Annotated in this window: 11 protein-coding genes; 6 read left to right on the top strand and 5 right to left on the bottom strand. The window is 58.3% G+C overall.

What is annotated here, in order from left to right; all coding sequences use genetic code 11:
• Nucleotide 1: 1 nt before the first annotated feature.
• From A1355_RS03195 to A1355_RS03185, 3 genes are all read right to left on the bottom strand, one after another.
• Entirely contained in the window at nucleotides 2–652 is a 651-nt protein-coding gene (locus tag A1355_RS03195) for a YfiR family protein (RefSeq protein ID WP_082885330.1), read from the bottom strand.
• Nucleotides 653–832: 180 nt separating this feature from the next.
• Nucleotides 833–1,924 (bottom strand): lipocalin family protein, encoded by a 1,092-nt coding sequence (locus A1355_RS03190; RefSeq protein ID WP_064024917.1) that lies wholly within the window; start codon nucleotides 1,922–1,924, stop codon nucleotides 833–835.
• A 37-nt stretch (nucleotides 1,925–1,961) separates the two neighbouring features.
• Entirely contained in the window at nucleotides 1,962–3,998 is a 2,037-nt protein-coding gene (locus A1355_RS03185) for a TonB-dependent receptor plug domain-containing protein (protein ID WP_064024937.1), read from the bottom strand.
• Between the two features lie 397 nt (nucleotides 3,999–4,395).
• Between A1355_RS03185 and A1355_RS25565 the strand changes: the two genes are divergently transcribed.
• The 3 genes from A1355_RS25565 to A1355_RS03175 all read left to right on the top strand — a co-directional run bounded on the left by A1355_RS25565 (nucleotide 4,396) and on the right by A1355_RS03175 (nucleotide 6,666).
• The gene (locus A1355_RS25565) at nucleotides 4,396–4,740 is read left to right on the top strand and encodes a hypothetical protein (protein WP_197471704.1); all 345 of its coding nucleotides are present in this window, start codon (nucleotides 4,396–4,398) and stop codon (nucleotides 4,738–4,740) included.
• Nucleotides 4,676–5,710 carry an agmatine deiminase family protein gene (locus A1355_RS03180; RefSeq protein WP_064024916.1) on the top strand — a complete coding sequence of 345 codons (1,035 nt, stop codon included), beginning with the start codon at nucleotides 4,676–4,678 and terminating at the stop codon, nucleotides 5,708–5,710. Before A1355_RS25565 ends, A1355_RS03180 begins: the two co-directional genes overlap by 65 nt.
• A gap of 71 nt (nucleotides 5,711–5,781) precedes the next feature.
• Nucleotides 5,782–6,666: a carbon-nitrogen hydrolase gene (locus tag A1355_RS03175; protein WP_064024914.1), complete on the top strand. Its 885-nt coding sequence runs from the start codon at nucleotides 5,782–5,784 to the stop codon at nucleotides 6,664–6,666.
• 83 nt (nucleotides 6,667–6,749) lie between these two features.
• On the opposite strand, the gene A1355_RS03170 is transcribed toward A1355_RS03175, so the two are convergent.
• Nucleotides 6,750–8,918 (bottom strand): Rne/Rng family ribonuclease, encoded by a 2,169-nt coding sequence (locus tag A1355_RS03170; protein ID WP_064024912.1) that lies wholly within the window; start codon nucleotides 8,916–8,918, stop codon nucleotides 6,750–6,752.
• Between the two features lie 414 nt (nucleotides 8,919–9,332).
• Between A1355_RS03170 and rluC the strand changes: the two genes are divergently transcribed.
• From rluC to sppA, 3 genes are read left to right on the top strand one after another with little or no spacing between them, the layout of a single operon-like run.
• Nucleotides 9,333–10,292: a 23S rRNA pseudouridine(955/2504/2580) synthase RluC gene (gene rluC / locus A1355_RS03165; RefSeq protein WP_064024935.1), complete on the top strand. Its 960-nt coding sequence runs from the start codon at nucleotides 9,333–9,335 to the stop codon at nucleotides 10,290–10,292.
• The gene (locus tag A1355_RS03160) at nucleotides 10,276–10,923 is read left to right on the top strand and encodes an HAD-IIIA family hydrolase (RefSeq protein WP_064024910.1); all 648 of its coding nucleotides are present in this window, start codon (nucleotides 10,276–10,278) and stop codon (nucleotides 10,921–10,923) included. Before rluC ends, A1355_RS03160 begins: the two co-directional genes overlap by 17 nt.
• 12 nt (nucleotides 10,924–10,935) lie before the next feature.
• Nucleotides 10,936–11,904 (top strand): signal peptide peptidase SppA, encoded by a 969-nt coding sequence (sppA, locus tag A1355_RS03155; protein WP_064024908.1) that lies wholly within the window; start codon nucleotides 10,936–10,938, stop codon nucleotides 11,902–11,904.
• Between the two features lie 242 nt (nucleotides 11,905–12,146).
• Here the strand turns inward: sppA and A1355_RS03150 are convergent.
• Nucleotides 12,147–15,720: PAS domain-containing sensor histidine kinase (locus A1355_RS03150; protein ID WP_157197722.1), on the bottom strand; the 3,574-nt coding region annotated here is incomplete at its 5' end.

Raw genomic sequence — 15,720 nt, 5'->3', positions numbered from 1 at the left:
TTTATCTCCCGTAAACGTAAGTGGCGATGTTCAACAACTGGCCCGGCAGGCGCAGACCGGCGTTTCGGATCGATTCCAAATTCACTTCGAATACCACTTTGTTGTCGCGGAACAATAGGGCGATGCCGCCGCCTTTTTCGGCGAAATCGGCGATGTCGGATAGGGTTAATACCGGGGCGCGGCCGACGGCTTTCAGCGTCACCAAAAAGCGCGGTTGTTCGGTGGCGCCGACGAACAGCAGGTGGCAGCCGGTCGGATTGAAATCGGCGAAGCCGCGGACCTCGATGCGCAGATCGTGCTCGCCGGCTTTACGTCCGTCCAGGGCCTGCAAGGCCCCTTCCAACACGTTGTTGCCGACCACGCACAGCGTTAACGTCGCGTCGGCCGCCACGGTGTCGGCGGGCCATTCGATGAACTTGGCGAAGTTGTAGAGATACGCGGCCTTGATTTGGGCTTCGGATAGGCCTTCGGCCTTCGGTGTCGGCACGACCGGAAATGTCAGCAATGTCAGCGCGATTAGGCCGGTCCTCAGGCCGGTCCAGCAACGCCGGCCGCAGCCGGCGAGGCGTGCGGAAGGTCCGGTGGCGAAAATGCGGCACGGGCGTGGCCGGCCGGCGCGGTAAGTCGCGGTTCTAAGTCCTTGATCCTTCATTGGGGAGTGGTTTGGGCCGCGGGTTCCGTAAGGTCTAACGCGGCGTAAGCCGCAGTCCGCCAGCTCGCGCCGGACCCGGTGTCGGCCGGGCGCCGTCGCGGCCAAGCGGCGGTGATAACGATTAGTAATGTGGAATGTCGGCGTGTAGTCTAGGCACCAAATCCATTCTTGTCGAATTTCCTAGGGTAATTTGGCGGCCAGGCATTTGCAATAGCCGTTCAGTTCTACGTAGGCTTGGCCCGCTACCGCGCCGCCGACGCCGCACGCGCCTTCCCAATAGACCGGGCCTATCCACAGATCGTGGTTGGCGCGCAGTTCCTGGTCTTTGACCAAGGGTTCGACCGTGAATTTTTCGCCCTTAACCACGATTTCCCAGCCGGACGGGTAAGTGCAGCCCGTATTGGGGCTGGTCCACTCGCCGGTGACGGTGACTTCGAATTCGTGGGCGGCCAACGTCGTGGTCAGGCCGTTGGCGTCTGTGATCGAACCGGATTTTTCGACCGAGGAGTCGTTACCCTTGAAATCGAACAACATGATCTGCCGGTTGTCTTCCAGTTCGATCGCAAACCACTGCCAACCTTGGCGAATCGCTTGAAACAGTTCGCCGTATTGGCGGTCGAACCAACTGTTACCGGTGACCTGGAAGGTTTGGCCGTCTATCGTCAAGGTGCCGGTGGTCGCCATTTTCGGTCGCGAGTAGTAGTAGGTGTAACCGCCGAACCGGTAGGGATGGGCATCGCCGCCGTAATGCAGCGCGGGCTGCTGGGTCGAATCCAGTTTCAAGTCCAAGGTGTAATTGCCGATTTGCGCGTGCAGGCGGTCGTGGCCGTCGCCGCCGACCGCGGTGACTTGGTTGCCGGCGCCGGAGCTGAGATCGAAGCCGTCCTTGACCCGTTTGGGCAGATGCAGGCGCAGAAACTCTTCGAATTCGAAACGCTGGCCGTTGACATCGGTAATGGCCGCCTGCACCAGTTGGTCGCGCATGATGACGAAGGCGTCGAAGCTGAAAAATACCACTTCGAAACCGAAGCGGCGGCCGTCGTCGGTGAACAAATGACCGGTCCAATACCACCACTGGACTTGCTGGCTGGGCAAAAACGCGTCGTCGGCCGGCAGGGTTACCGGGCCGATCAAGCCTCGGCGCGGCAAAAACCAGTAGGCGGCCGAGACCAGGATCAACAATATCCAAGGCAGCAACGGCGGATTCAGCAGGCCTATCAGCACCAGGATCCCGGCAATGATCCAGGGCAGTTTTTTCCAGTGTTTACTCATCTTAGATACTCCAATGGGGGTTGAAAAGTTTGAAAAATCAAAAACGCCAGTCGATCTTGCCGTAAAGCGAGCGGGGAATTTCCATCGCGGAGCCGGGTAGCGAGATCGCCGATGAGTCGTGGTATTCGGGGTGGCGCGGCGAAAACAGGTTTTGCGCGACAAACGACAGTTCGATGTCCGGCACGGGCTGATAGGCCAAGCGGGCGTCGAAGGTGGTGTAGGCCGGTATGGCCTGGCTGACCGAGTTTAGCCGGCTGACATGACGTAGCGTCAAATCGAGTTTGAGGTTTTCCGGTAGATCCATCTGCCAGCGCAACGACCCGTGATGGCGGGGGGACAGGCCGGCCGTGTCCGGATTGTTGGCGTCGAACGGCATTTCGATTTTGATGTGGCTGTAATTGCCGGTAAAGCGCATCCAGTCCAGCGCTTGCCATTCCGCCGAAAACTCGATGCCGCGGGTGGTGACTTCCCTGCTATTGTTGTACCAGATCATCGGCAGGATCAGCGGCGGCGGGGCCAGCGGGTTGACGCTGCCTCTGCGAAACATGATCAAGTCGGTGTAGTGGTTGCTGAACGCGGCGACGTCGGTGGAGAAATGCGCCGTCCATTGGGCGCGGTAACCGATTTCGGCCGCGACGACTTTTTCGGCGCGTAGGTTGGGATTGTACTGGCCGCGAACCTGGAGGCGGTCGTAGGGGGCGGGCAAGCCGGTCGGCGTCGTGCCCAGCGCGATATTGGCCTGAGCTTCGCCTCTGGACGGGGTGCGCGCCGCCCGCGACACCGACGCCCAAACCGAATGATGCGCGCTAGGCGTCCACAGCAGGCGGGCATTCGGTTGGACTTGAGTGTTGCCGAAGTGGCTTTCCTCCAGTTTGGTGCCTAGGGTCAAGCGCAGCGTGTCGTCGATCAGCGTGATGTCGTCTTGGGCGAATACGCCGCCGTTATGATAGCCAAGGTCGCTATCGATGTACGAAATCGCGCCGGTATTGGTGACGGCACTATGAATGAAGCGATAGTTGAGGCCCCACATCAGGTCGTGGTCGGCCGCCGGATGTAATCGGTGTTGAAAGTCGATGTCGAACATGTCTTGGGAATCGGAAAGCTCAGCGGCATTGAATTCGACCCGATCGTAATAAGTCTGTAATTTGAATTCGGAACCGTCGGCCAAGTTGCCTTCCCAGCGCGCCAGCAGATTGGCGCCGTCGGCGTGGTCGTCGTTGGAAAACCGCGTGTTGTAGGGTGGCGCGATGGTAATCGGTTCGACGGTGTTGCCAACGTTCTTTCGATAGACGTCGCCTTGCAGCGTGTAGCGGTTGTCGTTGGAGATTCGGCCGTCGATCCGAAAGCCGCCTTGTACCGAACGCCAGTCGTCGTGAATGCGCTCGCCGGCCGAGTTGACGAAGCTTTCCCGTTCGAAGGTTTTGGCGTAGACCCGGTAATTGCCGTCGTCGCCGAACTGGCCGCCGTGGCGATAACCGGCGAAACCGCGTTCCTGATTGCCGCCGCCCGCGGCGAATAGATTGCCTTGGGTGTCCTTGGTTTTCTTGGTGATGATGTTGATGACGCCGTTGACGGCGTTGGCGCCCCACATCACCGCGCCGGGACCGCGGATCACTTCAATGCGATCGATATCTTCGATCAAGGTGTCCTGCAGGTTCCAAAACACGCCGGAAAACAGTGGCGTATAAATACTGCGCCCGTCGATCAAGACCAATAGCTTGTTGGCGTATCGTCCGTTGAAGCCGCGCGCGGTAATAGCCCAAGCACTGGAGTCGATTCTAGCCACGTCGATGCCGGGCGCCATCCGCAGCGCTTCGGGAATGCTGGTCGCGCCGGAGCGGCGTATGTCTTCCTGGCTGATAATGAAGGCCGCGGCGGCGGTATCGGACAGCGTTTCCGATTTGCGGGATGCCGACGAAACTTCCATTTGCATCAAGTCGTTGATCGAAAAGTCTTCCAGATTGGGCGGCGGCTCGGTTGCCTGGGGCGATTGCAACGGCGCGAGCGCCGCCAGGACGAACAAGTTGCCAACAACGTGGCGGGCGGTTAGAGGAAACCGGCGATTGGACGGCATGGTCATTTCCGTTGTTGTTATTTTTTGGCCTGACCAGCGCTGCTGGTCGCTTCGGCGATTGCGGTTGGCGAATGTGTTGATTAAAGATTCGCGTAACGCAACAAGTATGACGAGAATTTCCAAAAATCAATCTTTTAGCCGGAAATCATCGGAAATGTCGCGAATTCGACGAGCAAGGCAAGGAGAAAATGAACCATTGTCGGGGGCTGGGTTACGGTTTTAAAATTACGCCGACCCTGATGCGTGTTAGTTGATATTTCTTGAAAAACTAACGAAAAAACAAGCAAAAGTTTTGAATTTTTCGAACGAGGAAGGTCATATTAGAGGTTAGAATATGTCTGGGGTTGGCCGTGCCGGTCGTCCGGCATTTCTGTTTCGTCGATTCGAAGGAGGCCTTATGCAAGAGTCGGTGTTCGTGAAACTTGATATAGAACGGGATGAAACGCCGCTTGGCGAGCAAGCGGGGCGCGCGAAGTCGTTTTCGGAAGCCGCCAGTTTAGCCATTGCGTCCGCTTATCCCCGCGACCTGTATTGTTCGCCGGCCTGGCCCGGCTGTCTGGGCAGTTCCGGGTCGCCGGTACCGGATTATCTTCCCTCGGATAAGTCTTATCCGGTCAGCATTGATACAATAAGCCATACCTATACTATCAATCGCTACCACATCCAGGGAGTATTTCATGATTCGCTTTCCAGCCGAATGGGAGCCGCAATCGGCCGTTATCATCGCCTGGCCGCACGCTAGCGGCGACTTTCGCAATTTGTCTTCGGTCGAGGACAGCTACCACTTCATCGTTTCGACGATCAGCGCCTATCAACCGCTGGTAATTATTTGCAAGGACGGCGAGCATCAGCAGCACATTCAGGCGCAGTTTACGGCGCCCAATCCTAATTTGCATTTTGTCCAAGCGGCTTACAACGACATTTGGGTGCGGGATACCGTGTTCATCTCGTTGGAATGGCAACACCCCAAGGCCGCATTGCAATTGGCGAATTTCCGCTTTAACGGTTGGGGCAACAAATACCCGCATGCTGACGACGACGGGTTGAATCTGGCGCTGTTTGCTCACCCGATCTTCAAGGGCTTTCCGACCGCGACAGTCGATCTGGTGCTGGAGGGGGGGAGCGTCGAGTCGGACGGGCAGGGTACCGTGATGACGACCAAGAATTGTTTGTTCAATCCGAACCGCAATCCCGATCTAGGCGAAACGGCGATTGCCGGGCAGGTGCAAAATTATCTGGGCGCCAAACGAATTCTATGGGTCGAACAAACTAATCTGGCGGGCGACGATACCGATGCTCACATCGACACCCTGGCCCGTTTTTGCGATGCCGGAACCATTGCGTACACCAGTTGCGACGACAGTGAAGATCCGCACTTCGCCAGCCTGAAAAATATGGAAACGCAATTGCAAGCTTTCCGTACCGAAGCCGGCCAGCCCTACAAATTGGTGGCGTTGCCGTTGCCGAAACCGATTTACGACGAGGACGGCCAACGCTTGCCAGCTAACTATGCCAATTTCCTGTTGATCAACGGCGCGGTGTTGGTGCCGGTCTATGACGATGCGATGGACGCGTTGGCGTTGGAGCGTTTGGCGGCCTGTTTCCCGGATCGAAAAGCGGTCGCGGTGCCCTGCCGACCCTTGGTACACCAATACGGCAGTCTGCACTGCGCCAGCATGCAGGTGCCGGCTTTCGTCAAGCTGAACTTTTAAACTCGGCGACCCGCGCGGCGAATCCATTGTCGCGAGCACACTGTCCACAGTCCTTAAATTCCTAGCCAGCCATGAAAAAATCGATAATCGCCTGCGCCGTTCAGCAGCCCTGTAATCGTGGCCGGGATACCAATCTGGCCTATTCGTTGAGCCGGATCCAAGCCGCCGCCCAACAGGGCGCCGAGTTGGTGGTGTTGCCGGAACTGCATCTGGATCACTATTTCTGCCAAAGCGAGGACACCGAGTGTTTCGACCTGGCTCAGGCTATCCCCGGTCCGAGTTGCGAGCCTTTGGCGGAGGCCGCGCGAGCCAATCAGGTCGTCGTGGTCTCGACGATATTCGAAAAGCGCGCGCCCGGCCTTTACCACAATACCGCCGTAGTGTTTGACAAGGACGGCAGCATTGCCGGCACGTTTCGGAAAATGCATATCCCGGACGATCCGGGTTTTTACGAGAAGTTTTATTTCACGCCAGGCGATTTGGGCTTCAAGCCTGTCCAGACTTCGCTGGGAAAATTGGGCGTGTTGATCTGCTGGGACCAGTGGTATCCGGAAGCGGCGCGACTGATGGCGCTGGCCGGCGCCGATCTGTTGATCTATCCGACCGCGATAGGCTGGAATCCGGAAGATGAGGCGGCGGAAAAGCAGCGTCAATTGCAGGCTTGGATCACTGTGCAGCGTGGTCACGCCGTCGCCAACGGCTTGCCGGTGATTTCCTGCAACCGGATCGGCTTCGAAGCCGCGCCGGACCAAGCGCCGGGTATTCAGTTCTGGGGCAACAGCTTCATCGCCGGACCGCAGGGGGAAGTGCTGGCGAGCGCCGACGACGTTGATGATTGCTTGCTGTTCGCCGAACTCGATCCCAAACGGAGCGAGGATGTGCGGCGGATTTGGCCGTTTTTGCGGGATAGGCGCATCGATGCTTACGGGGATATTTTGAGGCGTTACATCGATTGATCGAGGTTCGATCCGTTTTTAAGGCGGATCGGTCTGCTGGCCTGTTGAAAACGGAGGCTCGGCAAGCGACGAGCCTCCGTTTTTTATTCCTCGGCGGAGCTTTGCGGGCGAGGTTGCGGCTCGGCACTTTCTTGAGAGCGGTTGCTGCTGCGCTCGGCAAACTCGCTGGCATATGAATTCGCCGGGGCGATTGAGTCGTTGCTGACGTAGCGGTTGCTGGGCGCCTCGGCGGACGACTGATCTGATTCGCCGTTGTAATTCTGTTCGGTTTTGCGCTCGGCCGAGTTACGTGGGTTACGGCGACGGTTACGGTTGCGGCGGCTGCGCTCCTGTCCGTTACGGCGCGGCGCGCCTTCGCCTTCCTGTTCGCCTGACGCCGCCGGCAATGGTTGTTCCGCGGCCGGGCTGGCGGTTTGGGTGATGGCGTTGTCCGTCGTCGCTTGCGGATTAGGGCCGCCGCGGCGATTGTTGTTGTTGCGGCGACCGTTCCGGCCGGCACCGGGGCGGTCCTTGCGGACGTTGCGGTTGGGCCGGTTTCTTTCTTCGCCGGGTTTGCCTTCGCCGCTGGCTTCCGGAGTTTCGGCGATTTTGTCCTTGCCGATCAAGCGTTGCCAGAAGCGCTGGATCAGACTGGCGGAATTTTTCTTGCTCTGTACCGGTGCCGGCGAGTCGGGCAGGAATTCCTTGATCGCCGCCTTTTCCGATTTCGGGCCGGCTTGTTTGGCGAATTCCGGTACCGCGATTTCCTCTTCCTTCAATTGCAGGTGGCTGGCCTTGTCGTCGCCTTCCACCGTTTTAATCCGCTCGATATCGTAGGCCGGCGTTTCCAGGTGTTTGCTCGGCAATACAATGATGCCGACATGCAGGCGGGCTTCGATTTCTTGAATCGCCGCGCGTTTTTCGTTGAGCAGGAAGGTGGCGCAGTCGATAGGCAGGTGAGCGATGACGCGCTCGGTGCCTTTTTTCATCGCTTCTTCCTCGATCAGGCGCAACACCGACAAGGTCACCGATTCCACGTTGCGGATCGTGCCTTGGCCCTTGCAGCGGGGGCAGGTCAGTTGGGTGGAATCGCCCAGCGACGGCCGCAAGCGTTGCCGCGACATTTCCATTAGACCGAAGCGCGAAATACGGCCGGTCTGAATGCGGGCGCGGTCGATTTTCAACGCATCGCGCAGGCGGTTTTCGACCTCGCGTTGGTTTTTGTTCGACATCATATCGATGAAGTCGATCACGAACAGGCCGCCCAAATCGCGCAGCCGCAGTTGGCGGGCAATCTCGTCGGCGGCTTCCAGGTTGGTATTCAGCGCGGTTTCTTCGATGTCGCTACCTTTGGTGGCGCGCGCCGAGTTGATGTCGATAGACGTCAGCGCCTCGGTATGGTCGATGACGATAGAGCCGCCGGACGGCAACGAGACTTCGCGCTTGTAGGCCATCTCGATCTGGGTTTCGATTTGGTAACGGCTGAACAGCGGTACGGTGTCCTGATATTGCTTGGCCTTATGCAGGTTGTGCGGCATCACTTGCTTCAGGAAGTTTTGCACCAGTTTAAAGGCGCCTTCCTGATCGATCAGGATTTCGTCGATGTCGCCGCGCAAATGGTCGCGCAACGCGCGGATGATGACGTTGCTTTCCTGGAAGATCAGGAAGGGGGCGGCTTGTTCCTGGCTGGAGCGATCGATCGCTTCCCAAAGTTGCATCAGGTAATTCAAGTCCCATTGCAGCTCTTCGACGTTTTTATCGGAACCGGCGGTACGAATGATCAGGCCCATGCTGTCCGGAATTTCCAGCGCCGCCATGGTTTCGCGCAATTCGCTGCGATTATCGCCTTCGATGCGTCGGGAGATGCCGCCAGCCTTGGGATTGTTCGGCATCAGCACCAGATAGGTGCCGGCTAGACTGATGTAAGTGGTCAGCGCGGCGCCCTTGTTGCCGCGCTCCTCTTTCTCGATCTGGACGACGATTTCCTGACCTTCCCGAATATTCGACTTCGAAGACTTGCCTTCGCCGTCGTCGCCGGTGCGGTATTCCGGGGCGATTTCCTTAAACGGCAGAAAGCCGTGCTTTTCGGCGCCGTAATTGACGAAAGCGGCTTCGAGACTGGGTTCTACCCGGGTGATGATGCCTTTATAGATATTGGATTTTTTCTGTTCTTTGGAAGGGACTTCGATGTCAAAATCATAGAGTTTTTGACCATCTACCAAGGCCACTCGCAACTCTTCGGGTTGCGTGGCGTTGATAAGCATTCTTTTCATTAAATTATCCTTATTGTTGTGTATCCCACCTAGAGTTTAAACAGGCTGGTTTGTCGCGGATAAAGGCGGCGGGTTCCCGATGCGTTACCAAGTGAGCGGCCGGACTGACTGAAAACTGCAATGAATAGTAGTAGTTATAGCAGCGAATATCGGATGGACCGAGGGTGGCGCTTGTCGTGCGGGGAATCTGTTATACCGAACTCTATGCTTTAGGATGCAAGTCGCTCATCATGGGTCGAGCGATAAAACCCGAAAATTCTTGTTATTAATTTTAGCGAGGAAAACGGCCGCGTGGCCTGATAATCAATTTCCATCGCTCAGTCTATCGATAGATAAACTAGCCTAATATAGCAATCTTTACCAGAGGCAGCAATTTTAAACATGGCCGGCTTGGATGTTGCTATTATTTCCGCCATGAATCAAGTAAGCGAAACGCCGCGCCCGAGTGTGCAATGGTTGGAAGTCACCGACGCGAACAGCGAACAACGGTTGGACAATTTCCTGATCGGTTTTCTCAAGGGTGTGCCCAAGACCCGTATCTACCGGATGGTCAGGAAGGGCGAAGTCAGGGTTAACAAGGGGCGTGTCGACGTCAGCTACAAACTGGCCATTGGCGACATCGTCAGGATTCCGCCGGTCAGGGTGGCCGAAGCCGCCGACGAGGCCATCGTGCAGCCGGCCTTGAAGTTCAGCCTGGAAAACCAAATTCTGTACGAGGACGACGGCTTCATCGTCCTCAACAAACCGTCCGGCTTCGCCGTGCACGGCGGTAGCGGCGTCAGCGGCGGCATCATCGAAGCGCTACGGCAAATCCGTCCGCAACAGAAGTTTCTGGAACTGGTGCACCGGCTGGACAAGGAAACCTCGGGCTGTTTATTGATCGCCAAGAAGCGCTCGGCGCTACGGGTTTTGCACGAAATGTTTCGCGGTGACGGCATCCAAAAGACTTATTTGGCGCTGTTGGCCGGTCAATTCAAACGAAAAAGTCAGCGTGTCGATGTGCCGCTGCTGAAGAACGTCGCGCAAGGTGGCGAACGCATGGTGGTCGTCAGTCAGGCCGGCAAACCGGCCGAGACTTTGTTCACCCGCTTAAAGGCGTTTCGGGAAGCGACACTGGTGCATGCGGCGCCCAAGACCGGCCGGACCCATCAAATTCGGGTGCACGCCGCCTGGCTCGGGCATCCCATCGTCGGCGACGACCGCTACGGCGAGGACAACGTCAACAAGGCGTTCAAGCAACGCGGCTATAAGCGCTTATTCTTGCACGCGGAGCAACTGCGTTTCGCCCACCCGCTGACCGGCGCCCCGCTGCATTTCAATGCGCCGCTGCCGGCCGATTTACAAACCTTGCTCGAGCATGAAGAAACGCTTTGATTTGATTATTTTCGACTGGGACGGCACCTTGGCCGACTCGGTGGACTGGATCGTGCATTGCATCCGCCAAGCCGCCGCCAGACAAGGCTGTCCGGTACCGGAACCTCAAGCCGTCAAGGACATCATAGGGCTCAGTATTGAAAACGCCGTGGCCCGGTTGTTTCCAGGACTCGACGAAGAAAAGGGCCGGCGCTTGGCCGGCGATTACGCCCAAACTTTTTTTTCCAGGGAAATGAGCAGGGACGACTTGTTTCCCGGCGTGCCGGAAATGTTGGCATGCTTTCGAGAGGCCGGTTACCGTTTGGCGGTGGCCACCGGCAAGAAAAGTGCCGGCTTGCGGGAAGTGATCGCCGGTACCGGTTTGACCGCCAGCTTTTGCACGACCCGTAGCGCCGATCAGACCGCGTCCAAGCCGAATCCGCTGATGATCGACGAAATCGTCGCCGAGTTGGGCGTTGCCAAGGACAGAACCTTGATGGTCGGCGATTCGGTGCACGATTTGCAAATGGCGTTGAACGCCGGCGTCGCCGCTGCGGCGGTGACTTGCGGCGCGCATCCGGCAGAGACGCTAAAACGCTATTCGCCGTTGTATTGTTTGAATTTTCCGACCGAGTTGCTCGGTCTACTTTAAGGAGGCAGGTCCTTGGACACGCAAAATCAAAATCAGGAACCGGAAGGCCAGGAAGGCGGTTGGGAACGGCAGACGCTGGAGAAACTGGCGTTCGCCGCGATTAACGAGCAGAAGATCGCGCGGCGTTGGGGCATCTTTTTCAAGGCCTTGACCTTTGTGTATTTGTCGGCGGTATTGCTGGTCGCGACCTATCCCAGCTTCGAGGAAAAAATGAGCTCCGATCGCCAGCACGCGGCGGTCGTCGATATCGTCGGCGTGATTGCCGACGGCGAGGCCAGTTCGGCGAGCGTAGTCATCGAAGGCTTGCAGGATGCGGCCGAAGACAAAAACACCAAGGGCATTATTTTGAACGTCAATTCGCCTGGTGGGACCCCGGTGCAAGCCGGTTACATTTACGACGAGATTCGCCGGATCAAGGCCGAACATCCCGATCTGCCGATTTACGCGGTGGTCGGCGATGTTTGCGCGTCGGGCGGCTATTACATTGCCGCCGCAGCCGACAAGATTTTTGTCAATCAAGCCAGTATCATCGGCTCGATCGGCGTCATCATGAATAACTTCGGCTTCACCAATGTGCTCGATCGACTGGGGATAGAACGGCGGACCTTGACCGCGGGCGAGCACAAAGCCTTGCTCGATCCGTTTTCCCCGGCCAACAGCCAGGAAACCAAGCACATGCAATCGATGTTGGATCAGGTTCACCAGCAATTTATCGACGCGGTCCGCAAAGGGCGGGGCGACAGACTGAAAGAAACGGCGGACATGTTTTCAGGGCTGGTCTGGACCGGCGCCGAGGGCGTCAGACTGGGTTTGGCGGACGACTTCGGCAACGTCGATTCGGTTGCCCGCGATCAACTCGATACCGAGCACACGCTGAACTTCACGCCGCAGGAGCGTTTACTGGACCGCTTGGCCGGCCGGATGGGCGCTTATTTCGGCCATTCGATAGCGACCAGTCTGGGGTTGGGACAACTGCGTTGATCGCTGCGCGTCGGGCGGGCGATGGCGACCGACTATCACTGATCTCAGCGCGGCGTTTGCTTCAGGCGTGTCGGCGCGCCACTGGGCATGGCGCGGATTCGCCGGCGTTTAGCGTATCGATTATCGCGTCGTCGCCTCATAAAGTGAAGCGCCGCACCTGAGGTCGGCCTTGACGCTACTCCGGCTAAGCTTATAGTCATACGTTCGCGACAATCGCGCGGCATCTAGCGTCATGCCGGGATTTAATCCGGGTCCCGCGGAGGTTGGTCGAAACTTTCCAACCGTGTCAACGCCGCATCGTAATCGAAGTTTTCAATCGCGCGCAGTAGCGGTAAGACCTGATCGCCGAGCGCGGTTCTTAACTCCGCGCGGTGCTCCAGAGCCAGTTCGTTGGCTTGGATGTCGCCGGACGCTAACAGCGACCGCAAGCGGGGCAACAAGTCGGCGGCCGAGATACTGCTTGGCGTCGGCTCGATGGCCGGCGGCGGTAACCGAGTGTCGGCTTCGGCAACGAAGCGCTGCAGGGCCGCGTTCAAACTTTCGATGCGCGCAAGTAGGGTTTCGGCCGGTTCGCGTGCTCTGGCCGCTCGCAGCAAGTCGGCCGCCGGGTCGGCGATTCCGATCAGCGCCAGAGAGCCGGCGCTGCCTTTCAACAGATGGGCAAGATCGGCGATCTTGGCGACTTCGCCGGCCTCCAGCCAAGCCAGTAAAGCCGCTGGATCGGCGCGGTGGTTGTCCGCGAACAATCGCAGCAGTCGCCGATATTTTTCCAGGTTTCCGTGCAACAGAGCCAGGCCGCGTTGCCAGTCAAGGTCGGTAAGCGCCGCTAAGTCGGCTGCCGCTTCCGCGTTGGTCGCGTCGGGTAGCGGCAGCGGCGCGCGCAGCCAGCGCGACAGCGTGGCATACAGCGTGTCGGGCTCGACCGGCTTGGCGATGAAATCGTTCATACCGGCGGCGAGACAGGTGTGACGATCTTCATTGAACGCGTTGGCGGTCATGGCGACGATGGGCACCGTGCGGCCCTTGTCGCTGGCGCGGATGATGCGGGTGGCTTCCAGGCCGTTCATTTTCGGCATTTGCATGTCCATCAGGATCAAATCGTAGTCGGCGGCGGCGAATTTCGCGACAACCGCTTCGCCATCTTCCGCGCTGTCGACGCTTAGTCCGGCGCCGCGCAACAAGTCCTCGGCGACTTCGCGATTGATGGCGTTGTCCTCGGCCAGTAATACGCGGGCGTTGACTTGGCTGAGCTTCTGGCGGGTTTGAACGCCATTGACTTGGTCGGGCTCCTGCTGAACAACGCCGCGCCCCAGGTTCAGCCAAGCCGTAAACCAAAATCGGCTGCCCAGGCCCGGCCGGCTATCGACCCCGACCTCGCCACCCATCAGCTCGGCCAAGCGGCGGGTAATGGTCAGTCCCAGACCCGTACCGCCGAAGCGGCGCGTGGTCGAGGCGTCCGCCTGCTCGAATGCATCGAATAGCTTGCCGGGGTTGGCGCTATCGATGCCGATTCCGGTGTCTTCCACTTCGAAACGCAATAAAACCCGGTCGGCGTCGGTTTTCAACAGCCGGCAACGCAAGGTAATTTGGCCGGTCTCGGTAAATTTGACGGCATTGCCGGCGTAGTTCAGCAAGGCCTGGCGCAACCGGGTCGGGTCGCCGGACAGCGATGCCGGCACGGGATCGCATTCTATGTAAACGGCCAAACCCTTGGTTTTGGCCTTGTCGTAAATCAACGAATAGACATGGTCGAGTAGCGCGTGTGCCGAAAACTCGGTTTGTTCCAGCGTCATCCGGCCGGATTCGACCTTGGACAGATCGAGAATGTCGTTAACGATATTCAGCAGATGGTCGGCGGCGGCGTTGATCTTAGTCAACCGTTCCGATTGGCTCGGTGTCGGTTCGGCGGCTTGCAACAAGTGGGTCAAGCCGATGATGGCGTTCATCGGCGTGCGGATTTCATGGCTCATGTTGGCCAGGAACGCAGTTTTGGCGCGGTTGGCGGCCTCGGCGGCCAGGCGTGCTCGCTCGCGTTCGCGTTCCAGGTTTTTTTGGGACGAGATGTCCCGGGAAAATCCGACTGTACCCAGGACCCGGCCGTCGGCATCGATGACCGGAGCTCGACTGGTTTCGTGGATCCGGCCGGGTTGCCAAGGTAAATATTCTTCTATCGTTTGCCGGGCGCGAGTTTCGATGGCCCGCTGTTCCATGTGGCGATTGCGTTCGGCAATCTCGGGAGGGTACAGTTCGGCATCGGTTTTTCCGAGTATGTCGACGATGGACATGCCGCTGAAGTCGGCCAACGCGCGATTGGCGGCCAGGAGATGACCGTCTATGTCTTTCAGCCAAGCCAGTTGCGGAATGTTGTCGATCAGCGCTTGCAGGTAATTGCCGGTCAGCCGCAGTTCGGCGGTGCGTTCCGCGACCAATTCTTCCAGGTTGCGGCGGTGGCGCGACAATTCCTCCGACAGGCGTTTTTTGTCGCTGATATCTTCCTTGATAGCCAGATAATGACTGATCCGACCATTGGCGTCGCGAATCGGGCTAATGCTGGCTAGCTCGACGTATTCGCTGCCGTCCTTGCGGGTATTGATGAATTCGCCCTGCCAACTCTGCCCCTGTTGCAGGGCCTGCCACAGGTCGCCAAATACCGCCGGAGAGGTCTTGCCGGATTGCAGAATCCTGGGGTTTTTGCCGAGGACTTCTGCGCGCTCGAAGCCGGTGGCCTGTACGAAAGCTTGATTGACGTATTCGATGTTGGCGTTGAGGTCGGTGATGACGATACTTTCCGGACTTTGTTCGACGGCTTGCGATAGTTTGAGCAGCTGTAGTTCGGCGTGTTTGCGTTCGGTGATGTCCTGCAGGGTGCCGTCGATTTGCGTGCCGTCGCGGAGCGCTTGGCCGGTAACTCTGAACCATTGGGTGTTTCCGTGGGTGCCGGTGGCGGCCAACTCCAAATCGAACGCGGTATCGTGCAGAGCCGCGTCGCGCAGCGCTTGATCGAGGATGTGCCGTTCGGCCGGTGCCAGACGGCTCGACAGGGTATCCAGCTCGGGCTTTGCGTCGGCCGCCAAGGCCAGGATGTCGGCGACTTCGTCGGTCCAGGTCAATGCGCCGGAAGCCGGCGTATAGCGCCAGCCGCCAATTTTAGCCATCGCGCCGAGCCTGCGCAGCAAGGTTTCTTTTTCGTCGAGGGTCGATTGAGTTTGCAAGCGCTCGGTTAAGTCTTCGCCGGAACTGAGCAGGCCGGTTAACCGGCCGTCCGCGTCGGTCAATAGTTTGTGATGCCAACGTATCATCCGGGTTTCGCCGGTTTTGGTCAGAATGGGGTATTCGTCGTCCAAGCGCGCGTCTTGCACGCCGGTCAATACGTTCCGAAAGCGCGGGTAAAGATCGCGCTGGCCCCGCGGTTGCGGAACGCAGTCCAAAAACCAATCGCGGCCGGTCATGTCGGTGTCGGCGCGGCCGAGCAGCGCACAGCCGGCCCGGTTAATCATCTTGACGCGGCCTTCCATATCCAGCGCGAGCATTAAGGTTTGCACCGTATCCAGATAACGTTGGTTGCGGTCGTGTACTTGGCGCAGTTCGTCCTGGCTGCGCTTCAGTTCGGTGATGTCCCTGGCGATGCCGAACAGGCCGACGATTCGGCCGTCGTCGGCCAGCAAAGGCCCCTTGGTCGTCATGAAAATTGTTTCGCCGTCATTGGTGGGTAGGTGTTCGGTAACCGTGACCCGCTGTCCGGCGTCGAGAATTAAACGGTCGTTGGATTTAAGTTCGGCGACCAGGTCGGCGGGAAAAATCGACGCGTCGTCGCGG

Origin of the sequence: Methylomonas koyamae, assembly GCF_001644025.1 — a bacterium.
GTDB lineage: Bacteria > Pseudomonadota > Gammaproteobacteria > Methylococcales > Methylomonadaceae > Methylomonas > Methylomonas koyamae_A.
This window is presented reverse-complemented; position numbering and strand designations above follow the sequence as displayed.

Bases quoted from the DNA above. Each gene is read 5' to 3' on its own strand.
- A1355_RS03195 (WP_082885330.1), bottom strand. From the start codon at position 652: ATGAAGGATCAAGGACTTAGAACCGCGACTTACCGCGCCGGCCGGCCA.
- A1355_RS03190 (WP_064024917.1), bottom strand. From the start codon at position 1,924: ATGAGTAAACACTGGAAAAAACTGCCCTGGATCATTGCCGGGATCCTG.
- A1355_RS03185 (WP_064024937.1), bottom strand. From the start codon at position 3,998: ATGCCGTCCAATCGCCGGTTTCCTCTAACCGCCCGCCACGTTGTTGGC.
- A1355_RS25565 (WP_197471704.1), top strand. From the start codon at position 4,396: ATGCAAGAGTCGGTGTTCGTGAAACTTGATATAGAACGGGATGAAACG.
- A1355_RS03180 (WP_064024916.1), top strand. From the start codon at position 4,676: ATGATTCGCTTTCCAGCCGAATGGGAGCCGCAATCGGCCGTTATCATC.
- A1355_RS03175 (WP_064024914.1), top strand. From the start codon at position 5,782: ATGAAAAAATCGATAATCGCCTGCGCCGTTCAGCAGCCCTGTAATCGT.
- A1355_RS03170 (WP_064024912.1), bottom strand. From the start codon at position 8,918: ATGAAAAGAATGCTTATCAACGCCACGCAACCCGAAGAGTTGCGAGTG.
- rluC (WP_064024935.1), top strand. From the start codon at position 9,333: ATGAATCAAGTAAGCGAAACGCCGCGCCCGAGTGTGCAATGGTTGGAA.
- A1355_RS03160 (WP_064024910.1), top strand. From the start codon at position 10,276: ATGAAGAAACGCTTTGATTTGATTATTTTCGACTGGGACGGCACCTTG.